Source organism: Sphingobacterium anhuiense (genome assembly GCF_042686355.1).
GTDB lineage: Bacteria > Bacteroidota > Bacteroidia > Sphingobacteriales > Sphingobacteriaceae > Sphingobacterium > Sphingobacterium anhuiense.
Genome location: NZ_JBHUPE010000014.1, coordinates 13151 through 29166, shown reverse-complemented (window position 1 = coordinate 29166; position 16016 = coordinate 13151). Strand labels below are relative to the sequence as shown.

The 16016-nt window shown below is 35.2% G+C and carries 14 protein-coding genes; 12 read left to right on the top strand and 2 right to left on the bottom strand.

Features of this window, described 5'->3' with window-relative positions:
- The first annotated feature begins 324 nt into the window (after window positions 1-324).
- From ACFS6I_RS22435 to ACFS6I_RS22380, 12 genes are all read left to right on the top strand, one after another.
- The gene (locus tag ACFS6I_RS22435) at window positions 325-1611 is read left to right on the top strand and encodes a citrate synthase (protein ID WP_132769051.1); all 1287 of its coding nucleotides are present in this window, start codon (window positions 325-327) and stop codon (window positions 1609-1611) included.
- Between the two features lie 214 nt (window positions 1612-1825).
- On the top strand, window positions 1826-2854 hold the full coding sequence (locus ACFS6I_RS22430) for a complex I subunit 1/NuoH family protein (RefSeq protein WP_380923993.1): 1029 nt from the start codon (window positions 1826-1828) through the stop codon (window positions 2852-2854).
- Between the two features lie 15 nt (window positions 2855-2869).
- Window positions 2870-3433 carry a 4Fe-4S binding protein gene (locus ACFS6I_RS22425; protein ID WP_380923930.1) on the top strand — a complete coding sequence of 188 codons (564 nt, stop codon included), beginning with the start codon at window positions 2870-2872 and terminating at the stop codon, window positions 3431-3433.
- Window positions 3433-3981, top strand: coding sequence for an NADH-quinone oxidoreductase subunit J family protein (locus ACFS6I_RS22420; RefSeq protein ID WP_380923928.1), 549 nt, complete (start codon window positions 3433-3435; stop codon window positions 3979-3981). Before ACFS6I_RS22425 ends, ACFS6I_RS22420 begins: the two co-directional genes overlap by 1 nt.
- Complete coding sequence (gene nuoK / locus ACFS6I_RS22415; RefSeq protein WP_132769058.1) at window positions 3978-4283, top strand: NADH-quinone oxidoreductase subunit NuoK; 306 nt, start codon at window positions 3978-3980, stop codon at window positions 4281-4283. Before ACFS6I_RS22420 ends, nuoK begins: the two co-directional genes overlap by 4 nt.
- 2 nt (window positions 4284-4285) lie before the next feature.
- Window positions 4286-6328: an NADH-quinone oxidoreductase subunit L gene (gene nuoL, locus ACFS6I_RS22410; RefSeq protein ID WP_380923926.1), complete on the top strand. Its 2043-nt coding sequence runs from the start codon at window positions 4286-4288 to the stop codon at window positions 6326-6328.
- 3 nt (window positions 6329-6331) lie between these two features.
- Window positions 6332-7933: a complex I subunit 4 family protein gene (locus tag ACFS6I_RS22405; protein WP_380923924.1), complete on the top strand. Its 1602-nt coding sequence runs from the start codon at window positions 6332-6334 to the stop codon at window positions 7931-7933.
- A gap of 4 nt (window positions 7934-7937) precedes the next feature.
- Window positions 7938-9428, top strand: a complete 1491-nt coding sequence (locus ACFS6I_RS22400; RefSeq protein ID WP_380923922.1) for an NADH-quinone oxidoreductase subunit N — start codon at window positions 7938-7940, stop codon at window positions 9426-9428.
- 156 nt (window positions 9429-9584) lie between these two features.
- Window positions 9585-10190, top strand: coding sequence for a DUF4254 domain-containing protein (locus ACFS6I_RS22395; RefSeq protein WP_380923920.1), 606 nt, complete (start codon window positions 9585-9587; stop codon window positions 10188-10190).
- Window positions 10190-11215: a glycosyltransferase family 9 protein gene (locus tag ACFS6I_RS22390; RefSeq protein WP_380923918.1), complete on the top strand. Its 1026-nt coding sequence runs from the start codon at window positions 10190-10192 to the stop codon at window positions 11213-11215. Before ACFS6I_RS22395 ends, ACFS6I_RS22390 begins: the two co-directional genes overlap by 1 nt.
- An 80-nt stretch (window positions 11216-11295) precedes the next feature.
- Window positions 11296-12414, top strand: coding sequence for a glycosyltransferase family 4 protein (locus tag ACFS6I_RS22385; RefSeq protein WP_380923915.1), 1119 nt, complete (start codon window positions 11296-11298; stop codon window positions 12412-12414).
- A complete protein-coding gene (locus ACFS6I_RS22380; RefSeq protein ID WP_380923913.1) occupies window positions 12411-13499 on the top strand; it encodes a glycosyltransferase in 1089 nt (362 codons plus the stop codon). The genes ACFS6I_RS22385 and ACFS6I_RS22380 overlap by 4 nt, the downstream gene beginning before the upstream one ends.
- 66 nt (window positions 13500-13565) lie before the next feature.
- Here ACFS6I_RS22380 and ACFS6I_RS22375 read toward each other — a convergent pair whose 3' ends face one another.
- Window positions 13566-14639, bottom strand: a complete 1074-nt coding sequence (locus tag ACFS6I_RS22375) for a glycosyltransferase family 4 protein (RefSeq protein ID WP_380923911.1) — start codon at window positions 14637-14639, stop codon at window positions 13566-13568.
- An 87-nt stretch (window positions 14640-14726) separates the two neighbouring features.
- Window positions 14727-15905: a glycosyltransferase family 4 protein gene (locus tag ACFS6I_RS22370; RefSeq protein ID WP_380923909.1), complete on the bottom strand. Its 1179-nt coding sequence runs from the start codon at window positions 15903-15905 to the stop codon at window positions 14727-14729.
- Window positions 15906-16016 lie beyond the last annotated feature (111 nt).

Genomic DNA, 16016 nt, shown 5'->3' with positions numbered 1-16016 from the left:
AGCATTGTCTAAATTTTGTTTCAAGTTTCTGCGTGGAAAAATCAAAAAAGTCTTTCCTTTTATACTCATCGAAGAGGCAAATTGGAAGGGCTTTTTTTGTATTATGTGCATAAGCAACATTATGCTTAAAAAATTAGATTTTTACCTTATTAGCCAATTCAAAACTTTTGGATAAACAAATGGCGCGTATCAGTAATAACTCAGATTTTTAATTAAAAATAATGTCAAAAATGCTTAGATTATGGCATTATTATTACGAAAACCTAGTATATTAGCCCTCAATTTTATTACATTTGCATAAACACATGATAACATAAGAAGCTTATGTCTGAAACAGCATCTATTATTTTAAATGGTTCGTCATACGAATTTCCAGTTATTACTGGTACAGAAAACGAAAAAGCAGTTGACATCTCTAAATTGAGAGATCAATCTGGATATATTACATTAGATCCAGGTTTTAAAAACACTGGTGCAGCAAAAAGTGCTGTCACTTTCCTTGATGGTGAGACAGGTATTTTAAGATACCGTGGCTACCCTATCGAACAATTAGCGGAGAAATCAACTTTCTTGGAAGTTGCTTATTTATTGATATACGGAGACCTTCCAACAAAAGCAGTTTTAGAACAATTCAGAACGGACATCAAATCACAGATGATGATTCATGAAGACATGAAAAACTTCTTTGCGGGCTTTCCTTCAAAATCCCATCCAATGGGACAATTATCGTGTCTAGTTGGAGCTTTATCAGCATTTTACCCTGAATCTTTAGATCCAAATCCAACACCTGAAGAAGAAGATAAAACAATTATCAATTTATTGGCTAAAATGCCAACGATTGTTTCTTGGATTCAAAAGAAATCTTTAGGTCATCCTGTTGTATATCCTAAAACTAATTTAGGTTATATCGACAACTTCTTAAATATGATCTTTGGTGAAGTCAATCAGGATAAAACTTTTGATCCTGTTGTGATTGATGCTATGCATAAATTATTGATTTTGCATGCTGACCACGAACAGAACTGTTCGACTTCTACAGTACGTATTGTAGGTTCATCAAACGCAAATTTATATGCTTCTATTTCTGCTGGTATCAATGCCCTATGGGGACCGTTACATGGTGGAGCAAACCAAGCTGTAATTGAAATGCTTGAAGCGATCAAAAATGATGGCGGCGATGCTGAAAAATATTTAGCGAAAGCAAAAGATAAAAATGATCCTTTCCGTTTGATGGGATTCGGTCACCGTGTCTATAAAAACTTCGATCCTCGTGCTAAAATCATTAAAAAAGCATGTGATGATATCTTAGAAAAATTAGGTGTTAATGATCCTGTTTTAGATATCGCTAAAAAATTAGAAGAAGCGGCGTTAAATGATCAATACTTCATCGATAGAAAATTATATCCAAATGTTGATTTCTACTCAGGTATTATTTACCGTGCATTAGGATTCAACTCGGAAATGTTTACCGTATTATTTGCTTTAGGTCGTCTTCCGGGATGGATTGCACAATGGAAAGAAATGCGTGAAAACAAAGAACCTATAGGTCGTCCAAGACAAGTATATACTGGTCCGACGGAACGTGATTATGTTGAAATAACACAACGTTAATTCTTAAAATATTCTAATAAAAAAGCATCTTTCGAGATGCTTTTTTTATTTCCATAAACAAATGTCTATTAAACCAGTATATAATTTGTTTTTCCTTCTCTTAATTCATACCTTTTCATTAAATTTGCCTACTAGAATTTCACTTATTAATAATCATTACAAATAAGAATTGTTAGAATTATTCATCCATATCCTTGTTCCTGTTGCTATATTCATGTTTATAGCAGTTTTCACGTTGTTTGCGGTATATGCGGAACGTAAAATTGCTGGCTTTGTTCAAGATAGACTTGGTCCTATGGAAACGGGAAAATATGGATCTCTCCAGACCATCGCAGATATTTTAAAGCTCCTGCAAAAGGAATTGATTACTCCGCTACTAGCGGATAAAATTTTATTCCGCCTGGCTCCTATTGTTATTTTCGTAGCTGTTTTCACGGGTTTTTGTGTTATGCCTTGGTCTAAGGATTTTATTCCAGTTAATACACACACTGGCTTATTCCTAATTATGGCTATAGTCTCCATAGATGCTATTGGTATCTTAATGGCTGGTTGGGGTTCTAACAATAAATTTTCATTGCTTGGTTCTATGCGTGCAATTGCACAAATGGTTTCTTATGAAATTCCTGTAGGATTATCCTTGATCGCAGCCGTGATGCTTACGCAGACGCTAAATCTGAATGATATTGCGACGAATCAAGGTGTATTATCAACAGAAGAAATTAAGTTTTTAGGTATTTGGTCTGTTAAAAATGTCGGTGGTATATTTGCCTGGAATATTTTTCAAGCACCCCATATGATCGTCACCTATATTATATTTTTTATAGCGACTTTAGCAGAGTGTAACCGTGCTCCTTTTGATATTCCGGAAGCAGAATCAGAACTTGTTGGAGGCTTTCATACCGAATATGGAGGGATACAGTTTGCATTTTTATTTCTAGCTGAATATGCTATGATGTTTCTGGTATCCATGTTGGGGGTCGTTTTATTCTTAGGCGCTTGGAATACACCTCTTCCAAATATTGGCCCATTAAAACTGGCTGACTGGACAACAGGCTTTGGCTGGGGAATATTTTGGACTTTTTCAAAATCCCTATTTTTAGTTGGTGTTCAGATGTGGATCAGATGGACTTTACCTCGTTTACGTGCCGATCAATTGATGAATTTATGCTGGAAGGTTTTAACTCCATTGGCATTTTTATGTATGGCTATATCAGCGATCTGGAGAATTTTAGTAATGGTTTAATTTGGTTTAATTGATATGATATTCAAAACGGCTTTTCATGCATTAACAACTGCTTTCAAGGGTTTATCTTTGACAGTAAAGCATCTGTTTGGGGCTCGTAAGGCACGTCAAGAACTTGATATTACAAAAGATAATTATTTTGACAAACAGGATGGTATTGCAACAGTACAATACCCCAGAGTCAAAATGCCCATCCCTGAAGTTGCACGATACCAGCTCGAAGTTGAGATCGACGACTGCATTGTATGCGACTTATGTGCAAAAGCCTGTCCCGTGGACTGTATCGCTATTGAAGCAATCAAATCACCTGAAGCAATCGGAAAAACTTCAGATGGTAGTGTCAAACGTCTTTACCCTGCTCAGTTTGATATTGACATGGCAAAGTGTATGTACTGCGGATTATGTACGGTTGTATGTCCAACAGAATGTATCACGATGACAAATCAATATGACCGCAGTTCAACGAAATTAACGGATCTGATTTATGGATTTTCGGATATGACCGACGATCAAGTTGCGCAAAGAAAATCTGAATGGACCAAATTTCAAGCTGAAAAGGAGGCAGCAAAATCAAAATAATGACTTTAGAGCTTTTTTTATTTTATGCTTTTGCACTTTTAGCTGTAGGTTCTGCCCTATTAGTAGTAAGCTTAAAAAATATAGCACGCGCGCTATTTTTATTCTTCGTTGTTTTATTTGCTATGGCCGGACTTTACTTATTTGCTTTAGCAGACTTTGTTGCTATTACGCAAATCATGGTATATGTCGGCGGTGTATTAATCTTACTGCTTTTTGCATTTATGCTTTCTAACAAAGAGCTGTTGCAAGATTTACAGCAAACAACAGGTTCTTTATTCTCCCTACCGACATGGAAGGTATTGCCTGTTGCTCTCGCCTTTTTTGGAGTCATGATTTTTGGCATTCTGGAATGGCAAAAATCTTTCCCAGCTTGGATGACAACAGCTATCCAAAATAATACGGTTATCAAAAGTACAGACAATAATATCCATCAATTAGGTATTAAGTTTATGACCCAGTACGTACTTCCATTTGAAGTTATTTCCATCTTTTTGATGATGGCTTTGATCGGAGCATCACATCTTTCACGAAAGGATTTACAAAAATGATCACCTTAACACACTTTCTAGTTGTCTCGGCCTGCATTTTTTGTATTGGCTTATATGCTGTTCTCGCAAAAAAGAACGCCATTATGATTTTAGTTGGCATTGAATTGATGATCAATGCGGCTATCCTCAATTTTGTAGCTTTCGGAAAGTATGATAAAATTAATTATGGGGGCCAAATATTTGCACTGTTTGCCATTGTCCTTGCAGCAGCTGCTGTTGCAGTTGGATTGGCCATCATTTTAAATGTATACCGACAATACAGAAGCATTAATCCGGATCAAATTCGTGAATTAAAAGACTAGCATTGAACTATTTATTTGACATATCACCCATTAATACAGCATTGCTTGCTTTGGCAATGCCTTTGCTGGCTTTTCTATATCAGGCTGTTGTTGGTAAAAAAGATCAATCTGGCCTTGTTGGTACAGCGGCGATTATTTTAAGCTTCATCTTTAGTTTAATTACCTTTCTCGATGTCTGGAACGCAATGCCATTATCTTCTGAGATCAGATGGTTTACAATAGGAAATACAACTTTCACTGTTGGTCTATTGCTGAATAACCTCAGCTCTTTGATGCTACTATTAGTTTCGACAATAGCGGTTCCGGTGCATATTTATTCTAAATCATATATGCACGATGATACCGGGATACATCGTTATTGGATGTATCTCAGTCTATTTTGCTTCGCAATGCTCGGGCTTGTCATCATGAATAATTTACTGCTTATGTATGTGTTCTGGGAACTTGTCGGGTTTGCATCTTATCTATTAATTGGATTCTGGTATACGAAGGATGCTGCCGTGCAAGCAAATAAGAAGGCTTTTTTAGTCAACCGAATCGGTGATTTGGGCTTCTTGATCGGCATAGCGATTGTCTACGCTCAATTTGGATCCCTCAATCTGATCAATCTATTTGGAAATGATGGACTTATCGCTAATACTAGTATTGAAAACGGCCTATGGATATCTCCACACAATAGTATGGATGCGATCTGGTTGACGATTACTGGCCTTGCATTTTTCTTAGGAGCGATGGCAAAATCAGCCCAATTTCCATTACATGTCTGGCTGCCTGATGCTATGGAGGGACCTACATCTGTTTCATCTTTAATACATGCTGCGACCATGGTGGCTGCCGGTGTATTTTTAATGAGTACTTTATTTCCCTTATTCAACGAAACAGTCCTTTTGACTATTGCTATCATTGGTACCATCACTGCTACTACTGCTGCATATTTTGCTTTGGGACAATATGACATCAAAAAAATACTTGCTTTTTCGACAATTTCCCAATTGGGTTATATGATGGTGGGAATAGGTATCGGCACCTGGGATGCGGCCATGTTTCATTTATTGACACATGCTTTTTTCAAGTGTTTATTATTCTTATGTGCTGGGGCTGTTATCCATGAAATGGCACATCTGAAAGCGCATAGCAAGCATGATTTCGACCCACAGGATCTGCGCAATATGGGTGGACTTCGTCACTATATGCCACAAACATTTGTACTGATGACAGTAGCTTCCTTGGCACTTGCGGGTTTTCCGTTGACTTCGGGCTATTTATCAAAAGATAGTATCATTATTTCTGCATTCGAATGGGCATCAACAAAAGGAGCTTTGTTTCAGATCGTGCCAGTGACATTGATTATCGTCAGTATTATGACTTCATTTTATATTGGACGTCTAATTTTTAAGGCCTTCTTTTCGGAACTGCGTATCAAAAATCTATTGGGATCATCTATACATTTGAGTGAATCGCCTAAGCTCATGCTTTGGCCAATGTATTTCCTGGGCATATGCTGTTTCTTTCCTCTATTTTCGATCAATCCAATTTCCTATCATGACTCGTGGATAATGGATGGATTACTGGTCGATTACCCTTACGAAGCAAATCATCTTGCCCATCTGGTTATTCCTGTATTACTAACAGTCGGTGCATTATCAGTGTGGATATTAGGATGGAAATGGTATGCAAAAGGTCAATATCCACTAAATGAAAATAGTCTTGCAAACCGGTTATCCTTGCATCAGGGATATATGAATTCATTTAATGAAACAATTATTGTCAACAGTATTTTGAAATTAAGTGCTCTTTCCTATTGGTTAGATCGCAATATTGTTGATGGTTTTATACACAGCTTAACAAAATTTATCCAGCAGCTCGCACATTTGAGTCATTGGCTTGATAAACATATTGTTGATGGTTTCGTTAATGCTATTGGAAAATTCGCTCTTCTGTTAGGAACTTTTGTGCGTTCACCCCAAAATGGGAGACTACAGACTTATTTATATTCTGTATTCTTACTTGTTATAGTTGGTTTAATTTATCTTTTATTACGTTAGAAAATGCCTACACTATCCTTATTAATCTTTTTACCTCTACTAGCGACAGCGATTATATTAGCACTTCCTAGTCGATTCAAGGATGCTTATAAATATATTGCCCTTGCTATAACTGCTATTCAGTTTCTACTGGCAGGAATGGCCTACTTCTCGTTTAATCCAACAGCAACAGGTATCAATACACTGGAGGGATATCAATTGGTAGAGCAACTGCCGTGGATCCGCCTAGATCTTGGAACTATTGGTAAACTGGAGATTGACTACCTGCTCGGGGTAGACGGGATTTCTATGCCTTTATTGGTTTTAAGCGCATTTGTGATGTTGATGGCAATTGGTGCTTCGTGGAATATCCAGAAAAGTATGAAAGGTTATTTTGCCTTACTTATGCTTCTGAATATGGCAGTCATTGGCATATTCTGTGCTTTAGATTTCTTCTTATTCTATTTATTTTATGAGGTGATGTTACTCCCTTTGTACTTCCTCATCGGAATCTGGGGTGGCGAGCGAAGAGAATATGCTGCCATGAAGTTTTTCATTTATACATTATTCGGTTCTGTTTTCATGCTCTTGGTCATAGTAGGTCTTTACTTCTCGGTGATCAATCCTGTTACAGGTGCTCATACCTTTAGCATGATCCATATGATGAATCCGGACAATTATTTACAAGGTTCTATTTTTGCACTGGATGGTTATCAGGAGATTTTTGGTATATCAGCACGTCTGATTGGATTTATTGTACTTTTCTTTGCTTTTGCTATTAAAGTTCCTATTGTCCCACTACATACCTGGTTGCCTGATGCCCACGTAGAAGCTCCGACGCCAGTTTCTATTATCCTAGCGGGTATCTTATTAAAGATTGGTGGATACGGTATCATCCGCGTTTGTTTCAGCATCTTCCCTGATGCTGCAGCCACTAGTAACTGGTGGCTGGGTCTTATCGGGGTGATTTCGATCTTATATGGTGCCTTTAATGCATTAGCACAAAAAGATTTGAAACGAATGATTGCTTATTCTTCTGTATCCCATATGGGATTTGTGCTCTTGGGCTTAGCTTCTTTTACTGCAGAGGGTATTTCTGGAGCAATGTTTCAGATGATTAGTCATGGTTTTCTATCTGCAGCCTTATTTTTCTTGGTCGGTGTTATCTACGACCGTGTACATGACCGTTACATTCCACATTTTAGAGGATTGGCCAGTATTATGCCTAAATATACGGCATATATAGCTATTGCATTTTTTGCTTCTTTAGGTTTACCTGGTTTCTCTGCATTTATTGCAGAGGCGTTTGTAATTATCGGAACATTTAATTCGGCAAGTTTAGGTACTGGTCTCCCAAGATGGATGGCTATAGCTGGATCTGTTGGAATTCTAATGAGTGCGGCCTATCTGTTATGGACATTACAAAGAATGTTTTTTGGAGAAACAAGATTAAAAGGTGGAGATTCTTGGCAACAGGCTCTAGTCGATCTTTCCGTTAGGGAACAGCTAATCTTGTTCCCCACTTTAGCACTTGCTTTACTTTTAGGAATATGTCCCTTTATTATATTCGACCAAATGAATGCTTCTGTCATCAATTTGGTTTCCTTTATTCAACAGTATAACTAAAAACATGGCCGCATTTGCTTCATCAATTTCGTCAATTTTAGACCATATCATAGTAAGTATCCCTTTATTCAAGCCGGAACTTGCACTCATGATTGCTTTTGTATGCAGTATATTTTGCAGTTTATTTATAGACCGAATTTGGAAACAGAGTTCATTTGCTATTACCATAATCGGTTTATTACTTAGTTTATATTTCCTTTTTGATCAGAATAGCCTATTTACTGGTGAATCTGGATTTTTTGAGATGATCAAAATTGATAAATTATCTATTTTATCCCGCATCATCTTATCGCTATCGACTATACTTATAGCTGTTTTCATCCAGCAACGTTTTTCAAATCAGATCCGTCCTATTGGTGATCTTTATGCAGTATTGCTCACAGCTACACTAGGACTGCACTTATTAACGATAAGCAGCAACTGGTTGCTGATTTTTATCGCGATTGAAACTTTATCGATCAGCTCGTACGTCATGGTCGGATATTTCTCTAAAACGAAATTTGAGGCTGAAGCTGCAATGAAATATGTTTTATTTGGCTCCATCTGTGCAGCGGTCATGCTGTATGGTCTATCACTTATTTACGGTTTCACGGGAAACTTAAATTTTGATAGCCAGCAACATATCCAGGGACTTATTGAAGCTCCAAAAGTCATGACCTGTATTGCATTTCTGTTTTTACTAACCGGAATTGGTTTTAAATTAAGCTTTGCCCCTTTTCATGTGTGGAGTCCTGATGTTTATCAAGGTGCTCCGACCCCGATAACTGCCTATCTATCAACAGTGCCAAAAATTGGTACACTGGTTCTGTTATCACGTTTACTGGCGAGCTGGACTGCTAGCCCATTCTTCTACTCAGAGTTCTTAATCTCCGTTATCATCATCATTGCAATCGCTACAATGCTTATCGGAAATCTAGCCGCATTAAAGCAAAAAGATATTAAAAGAATGATGGCCTATTCTTCTATTGGTCATACTGGTATACTCTTGATGGTGGCTCTTGTTTATATTGACAACGATCCTGATGTTCTATTATTTTATCTGGCAATCTATTCTTTGATGAATATCGCAGTCTTTTTATTTATTGATCAACTGGAACAAGGTCTTGAAAGTACCACTATTGAATCTTATAAAGGTTTGGGTAAAAAATACCCGGTGATATTTGTGAGCTTCTCTATTCTGTTGATCTCACTAATCGGACTCCCTCCTACTGCGGGATTTATCGGAAAACTTCTGGTATTTTCTAAGGTATTTGAACAGTACCAGACGTTAAATGAAATACCTTTATTATTCCTACTTATTGTAGGAGCCTTAACTTCTGTGATCTCGTTATTCTTTTATTTTAAAATTCCACTACTTGCATTTTTAAGAGATAATGACACGGCTATAGCATTACCAAAGTTCAACAGATTTTTAGTTCTTATAGCTGTTTCGATCAGTATTTTGGTTGTACTCCTCGGAATATATCCAAGTATGCTTTTAGATTTATTAAAATAGGCATCCCAATTTTCTTTCATCAATTAAGAAGTTCTTTTCGGGTCCAGCGGCTAATACCCTAAAAGCATTTCCTAAAACAGATTCTGGCAAATAAATTTGTTTTAGATATGACGCAATTAAGATTGTAAATAAAACAAATTTATCTAAGTTTGTACTATGATAAGTGCATTAGCTAACACTATTTTTCAACGTGCAATCGCAGATTATCACGTTGAAAACGAAATTGATCAAGTTATTCAAAACCCTTTTGAGTCGTCATCATTGGAACATTTACTGTATATGAAATGTTGGATTGATACCGTACAATGGCATATGGAAGATGTGGTCAGAAATCCTGAAATCGATCCTAAGGTAGGTTTATACTGGAAAAGAAGAATCGATGAATCCAATCAGCATCGTACAGATACTGTGGAATATATAGACAGCTACTATCTATTGAAATTTCAAGATGTTACCCCAAACGAAGATGCTAAAATCAACACAGAAAGTCCTGCTTGGGCAATTGACAGATTGTCGATACTAGCTTTAAAAATCTATCATATGGAGCAAGAGACTTTACGTAATGATGTAGCACCGAGCCATATCGATGCTTGTCAAGTTAAATTGAATATTCTTTTAGAACAACGTGTTGATCTCTCTCAGAGTATTGATGAATTGCTTTCTGATATCCAAGCTGGAAAAAAATACATGAAAGTCTATAAACAGATGAAGATGTATAACGATCCGAGTTTAAATCCTGTATTGTATCAAGCATCAAAATAATGTCTTTACCATCCAAAATAATTGTTACGCGCTTCTCTGCCATGGGAGATGTTGCCATGGTTGCTTCAGTCTTGAAGGAATTTGTGCAACAGTACCCTGCTGTAACGATTATTATGGTAACCCGTCCACCTTTTAAGGCTTTTTTTGAAGGTATTCCGAATGTACAATTCCATCCTTTTAATCCCAAAGAACAACATAAAGGTTTAAAAGGTATTGTGAACCTAAAAAGAGAATTAACCTCTTATGGTGCCGATGCAGTTGCTGATCTACATTTTAATTTAAGATCTCGAATTTTAGCAGTTTTTTTTAAGGTATCGGGACTTGTGGTCAAGCAATTGGACAAAGGCCGAAAAGAAAAAAAAGCACTTACCCGATTTCAAAAGAAGGTTTTGAAACCGTTAAAACCGACTGTTGAACGTTATGCCGATGTATTTCGTGATCTTGGTTTTAAATTTATGTTGCAGAATAAATTAGAGCCTACTAAGTTGGCATTACCCAACTTAGCACATGCTTTATTTTCGGATGATGAAAGCAGAAAAATTGGGATCGCCCCATTTGCACAACACTCCTATAAAGTCTTTCCTCTTCCAAAAATGCAGGAAGTAATTGCATTCTTATCCCAGAACAACTTTGACATATTCATATTTGGCGGAGGGAAATTGGAACAAGCACAAGCTGAAAAATGGCAAGCACTATATCCCAGTGTCCACAGTACAATTGGTCGTTTCAATCTTAAAGAAGAACTTGCTATTATTTCTAATTTAGACTTAATGATCAGTATGGATTCTTCAGGTATGCATATGGCTTCTTTAATGGGTGTTCGTTGCTTGTCTGTGTGGGGTGCTACCCACCCTTTTGCGGGATTTCTTGGTTATGGACAATCCATAGAAGATTGTGTTCAGGTAGAACATCCTAATAGACCAAATTCAATATATGGGAATAAGCCCTGTGATTGTGATGGTAAGGAAGCAATTGAATTGGTCTCTTCGGAAATGATTATTAACAAAATAAAACAAATTATCTAAATTTGAATTTACAGATAATCGAATAGTACTGTTACCCATTTTGAGTAATATCTAAAATAAGACAATATACAAGTAGCAAAATGTTAAGAATAGGATTTGATGCAAAGCGATTTTTTAATAATCACACAGGGCTAGGGAACTACAGCCGTGATTTAATTCGCATATTACGTGCAAATAATCCTGAGATAGAATACCTCCTTTACACACCACAAACTGGAAAATCTCACTATAATAATCTAGTTCCAGATCGTATTATTAAACGTCCTTCTGGTTTTATTAATCGTATCTTACCCAGTAATTGGCGTTCTAACCGTATCGTTAAGGATCTTGAACATGACCAGATTGATATCTATCATGGTCTTTCTGGAGAGATCCCTATAGGTTTGGATAAGACATCGATTAAATCGGTCGTGACTATCCATGATTTGATTTTCATTCGTTATCCAGAACTTTATAAAAAGATTGACCGTACGCTTTACCATAAGAAATTTAAATATGCCTGCGAGCATGCAGATCAAATTGTGGCAATCAGTGAACAAACTAAATTAGATATCATTGAGTTTTTTCATATTCCAGAAAAAAGGATCAAGGTTATCTATCAAGGATGTCATGAATCATTTAAATCTGTCAAATCGGAAGAGGAAAAGCAAACCTTAATTAAGAAGTTGGGTCTTCCCCACGAATTCATATTGAATGTAGGTACTATCGAGCCTCGAAAAAATGTATTTTCAATTGTCCAGGCAATTAAAGATAAAGAGATTCCTTTGGTTATAGTTGGTAAACAAACGGCTTATTCGAAGGAGATTCAGGCGTTTGTCACCCAGCATAATATGGAAAATCGTATTATCTTTTTGCAGGGTTTATCTATGCATGAATTATCCATTCTCTATAGCATTGCTAAAATATTTATTTACCCTTCAATTTTCGAAGGATTTGGAATACCTATCATTGAAGCATTATATAGTGGAACGCCTGTCATCACAACAAATTCCGGCGTTTTTCCTGAAGCTGGAGGACCATTCTCCCTATATATTGATCCGAATAATATCGATCAACTATCCATGAGCATAGATAACATCTTGAATTCACCGGAAAAACAGGAGATAATGCGTCAAAAAGGATTGACATATGCACAACAGTTCAATGATGATGTTGTGGCTGCTCAATGGATGAACCTTTACAAAAAAATTAGTAAATGAGAATAGGTTTTTTTAATTCGATAGAGACGTGGGGCGGAGGTGAGAAATGGCATTTTGAATCTGCAGTACATTTTGCGAAGCTTGGTCATGATGTTTATTTTTTTGGTTCAAAGAACAGTAAATTAGAAACAAAGCTACTTGAATTCCCTGCAATCACATATATTGAAGTCCATTTAACTAATCTTAGTTTTCTAAATCCGGTAAAGAGGTGCTATTTGACTTCGACATTTGAAAAGTTACAGATTGAAGTCGTATTAATCAATAATCCGAGAGATTTAAAAATTGCCGCTTACGCCGCTCACAGTGCAGGAGTTCCTCGTATTATATACCGAAGGGGGTCTGCTATTCCTATCAAAAATACATTTCTAAATCAACGTATTTTTGGAAACTATATCACTGATGTGCTAGCAAATTCCTATGCAACTCGAGAAACGATATTAGCAAATAATCCTCAACTGTTTCCAAAAGAAAAAATTAGAGTAATTTACAACCCTATCGATTTTCAAAAATTTGATCAATTAGTTTATAAAAAAATAGTTCCCGATTGCAAAGATGATTCATTAATTATAGGAAATCTAGCAAGACTTGCTCCACAAAAGAATCAGAAGTTTTTAATCGATCTCTCTGTAGAATTAACCCGACTACAGATTAAACATCAGATTTACATTACAGGTAAAGGTGAACTGGAAAGCGAATTAAAAACTTATAATATAGAAAAGGGGACAGATAAGAATGTTCATTTTCTAGGATTCACAGATTCCCCGAGGAGCTTTTTAGTTGATATTGATATTTTTATATTAAGTTCACTATGGGAGGGTTTTGGATATGTACTAGCAGAGGCTTCTCTAGCAGAAAAGCCCATTATAGCTTTTAACAATAGTAGCAATCCTGAATTAGTAAAGGATAACATCTCTGGCTTTTTAACGGAAGTAAATAGTATTCCACAAATAGTGGAGAAAATCAAAAAACTACAAGACATTAAGCTTCGGAAAGAAATGGGGACAGCAGGAAGGAAATTTATACTAAAATCCTTTGATAAAAATATAATCTACAAGAACCTCGAAGATTATATTTTAAACAACTAGTTTTTAGTGTATTTTTACTTAAGGTTCTAAATATTTCAAAACAACCCAAGAAGAAATCCAGTATTCTTATTTTAACACTTCTTCATATAGGTTCCAATATTGTTTTGCTGCCATATCCCATGAAAATTGTCCGGCCCACTTTTTTATATGGGAACTTCTATCAGTAGAATTAATTAAGTTCATAATGTGAAATTTACCAAAATTAATCATATAATCCTTCTCGGTTGAATCTAAGAAAAAAGCTTCCTCACCACCGATTTCTGGTAAGCACGTATTTGTAGATAATAGCACTTTCTTACCAAAAGACATGGCCTCTATAACAGGTAAACCAAAACCTTCGGCAATTGACGGAAAAACAAACATGGCGCAGTTACTTAGATATTGATATTTTTCTTCCTCCGTAATTGGCCCAGTAATAACAACACGATCCAAAACTCCTAATTCTTTAGCAATAGATAGGATATACTTATCATAACCAATTTCATTGACAATACCACTTATTACTAGTTCTAGATCATTTCCAACTAATAAATATGGCAAAACATGAAAATTCTTTTTATGGTTTACAGTACCAATTGTAAATAACAGTTGTTTTCTAATATGCTGATTATTTTCTGCAGAATGATATTGATTTACAATTTCTGTCTCAATATTATTCCCATTATACACTATATGTATAGGTTTACCTCTTAAATCACAGTGTTGTTCCAAATCATTTTTAACATACTTAGAGATAGCAACAATACAATCTGCACGATCCAAATTGTCCTGCAGTTTTTTTAAATAATATTTTTCCTTTTGTACAGATTTTCCTTCCTTAAGAAAGTTAAGATCATGAATAGTAGATAAAACTTTAGTTTTTGTGCCTTTACTTGGAAAGTATGAACTCAATTGATATGTCGAATGCCACAGATCTACATTATTAAATCTAGGCATCCAAAATTTATGTAACGATTTTTGCTTAATATAATGTACTTGGTCACCAAAGTCTTTCTTAATAGAATCTGGATAATAAAGTGATAATTTAGCATCAGTTGTTTGGTTTTTCAATAAAGATAAGCCAAGGTGTTTACAAAAGAAATATAAGCCTGTATGCTTATGTTTCATTCTTTCAGTATCAAATATAATTTTATAACTCATTGACTCAATATCATACTTTCGATTAACAGTTTTTTCCTTGATAATAAAGGAATTCCTAATTAAAAAAATTGATTTCGGAAACTTAAACTAATCCTTAATCAAGGAGTCATTTAAAAACTCTTCCTCCAAAACTTCACTATGGTTATTTAGAAAATAGTTTTCTCCTTCAGATTGTATCTTTTTATAATAGCTCTCATCATTAAAAAGCCTATTTATTTCATTGGCAAATTCTACTCCTGAGGATGTAACAATGCAACCATTCTGCCTCTTATTAAACAAACCATCTATTCCTCTTATATTAGTAACAACTGGCATGCCATAAGATAAAGCTTCCACAACTTTAATTTTTATTCCAGTCCCAGTTAACATAGGACACATAAATACTTTCGCATCCACGAAAAGAGATTTTAAGTCTTCTACAACTCCAAGTTCTATTACTTGGCTTGAGCCAGAAAAATATTTACTAATACTACCAGCAACTACGATTTCAATATCTTTGTTGATATGTTGTAATACTTCTTTTAGGAACCATTTAACACTTCTTTTGTTATGATCATTGTCACTCGCTACATAAAAAAGTTTTCGAGAGTCTTTATTACATAAAAATTCAGATTTATGATTAGGAAATGAAACAGGAACTAGCTGTACTGGTTTTTGGGTAAACTGTTCAAAAATATATTTTTCTTCTACAGAATATGTCCAAATTTCATCAAACTCTTTTAAGATACCCACTTCCTTTTCTAATATTCGATATGGCAATGATGTTGATTTCTTAGCTCTATATGTGGTTAAATACTGACCCGTTATAAAATCATGTGTATCAATTATTGAAGTTTTATATGATTTTAAATTTTTAATAAGACTTCCCCAATTAACATAACTAATTATAGCAAAATCATAGTTTTTATTTCCAGTATATTTTTTAAAATTAAATTTTAAAAGATATGTTGTTAAGTCGATTTTACTCTTTGTAAAACCGAAGATAAACTCCCATATTTTATACTTGAAAATATAACTCAAAAACTTTTTCCTGTCTATTTTTCTATCCAAAACAACAAGATTAATTGTAGGATATTTATCTGCGAATATCCTAATACTTTCATCATTCCAATTACCCCAAAATCGCTCTGTAATGAAATCGACGTCAAATTCTCCAGATTTTCTGCTAAAATAGTCCAACATCTTAACAAACCTTGTAATATTACCAGCCTTGTTATTAAAGGGATTATCAGGAACGAAATAAAGTATTTTTTTCTTCTTCGACATTTAAAATGCTTAAATTAATGATCGATACATATTGTCATACGACTACGACCAAAATGGATATTATTGACTAATTCCAACAGATATTGATTTTAGATCTTTTAAAACTTTTTT

What these genes read in the sequence shown, in the direction of transcription:
- nuoK (WP_132769058.1), top strand. Translation starts at nt 3,978, where the DNA reads ATGATCACCTTAACACACTTTCTAGTTGTCTCGGCCTGCATTTTTTGT.
- ACFS6I_RS22375 (WP_380923911.1), bottom strand. Translation starts at nt 14,639, where the DNA reads ATGAGTTATAAAATTATATTTGATACTGAAAGAATGAAACATAAGCAT.
- ACFS6I_RS22430 (WP_380923993.1), top strand. Translation starts at nt 1,826, where the DNA reads ATGTTTATAGCAGTTTTCACGTTGTTTGCGGTATATGCGGAACGTAAA.
- ACFS6I_RS22425 (WP_380923930.1), top strand. Translation starts at nt 2,870, where the DNA reads ATGATATTCAAAACGGCTTTTCATGCATTAACAACTGCTTTCAAGGGT.
- ACFS6I_RS22400 (WP_380923922.1), top strand. Translation starts at nt 7,938, where the DNA reads ATGGCCGCATTTGCTTCATCAATTTCGTCAATTTTAGACCATATCATA.
- ACFS6I_RS22435 (WP_132769051.1), top strand. Translation starts at nt 325, where the DNA reads ATGTCTGAAACAGCATCTATTATTTTAAATGGTTCGTCATACGAATTT.
- ACFS6I_RS22370 (WP_380923909.1), bottom strand. Translation starts at nt 15,905, where the DNA reads ATGTCGAAGAAGAAAAAAATACTTTATTTCGTTCCTGATAATCCCTTT.
- ACFS6I_RS22390 (WP_380923918.1), top strand. Translation starts at nt 10,190, where the DNA reads ATGTCTTTACCATCCAAAATAATTGTTACGCGCTTCTCTGCCATGGGA.
- ACFS6I_RS22380 (WP_380923913.1), top strand. Translation starts at nt 12,411, where the DNA reads ATGAGAATAGGTTTTTTTAATTCGATAGAGACGTGGGGCGGAGGTGAG.
- ACFS6I_RS22405 (WP_380923924.1), top strand. Translation starts at nt 6,332, where the DNA reads ATGCCTACACTATCCTTATTAATCTTTTTACCTCTACTAGCGACAGCG.
- ACFS6I_RS22420 (WP_380923928.1), top strand. Translation starts at nt 3,433, where the DNA reads ATGACTTTAGAGCTTTTTTTATTTTATGCTTTTGCACTTTTAGCTGTA.
- ACFS6I_RS22385 (WP_380923915.1), top strand. Translation starts at nt 11,296, where the DNA reads ATGTTAAGAATAGGATTTGATGCAAAGCGATTTTTTAATAATCACACA.
- ACFS6I_RS22395 (WP_380923920.1), top strand. Translation starts at nt 9,585, where the DNA reads ATGATAAGTGCATTAGCTAACACTATTTTTCAACGTGCAATCGCAGAT.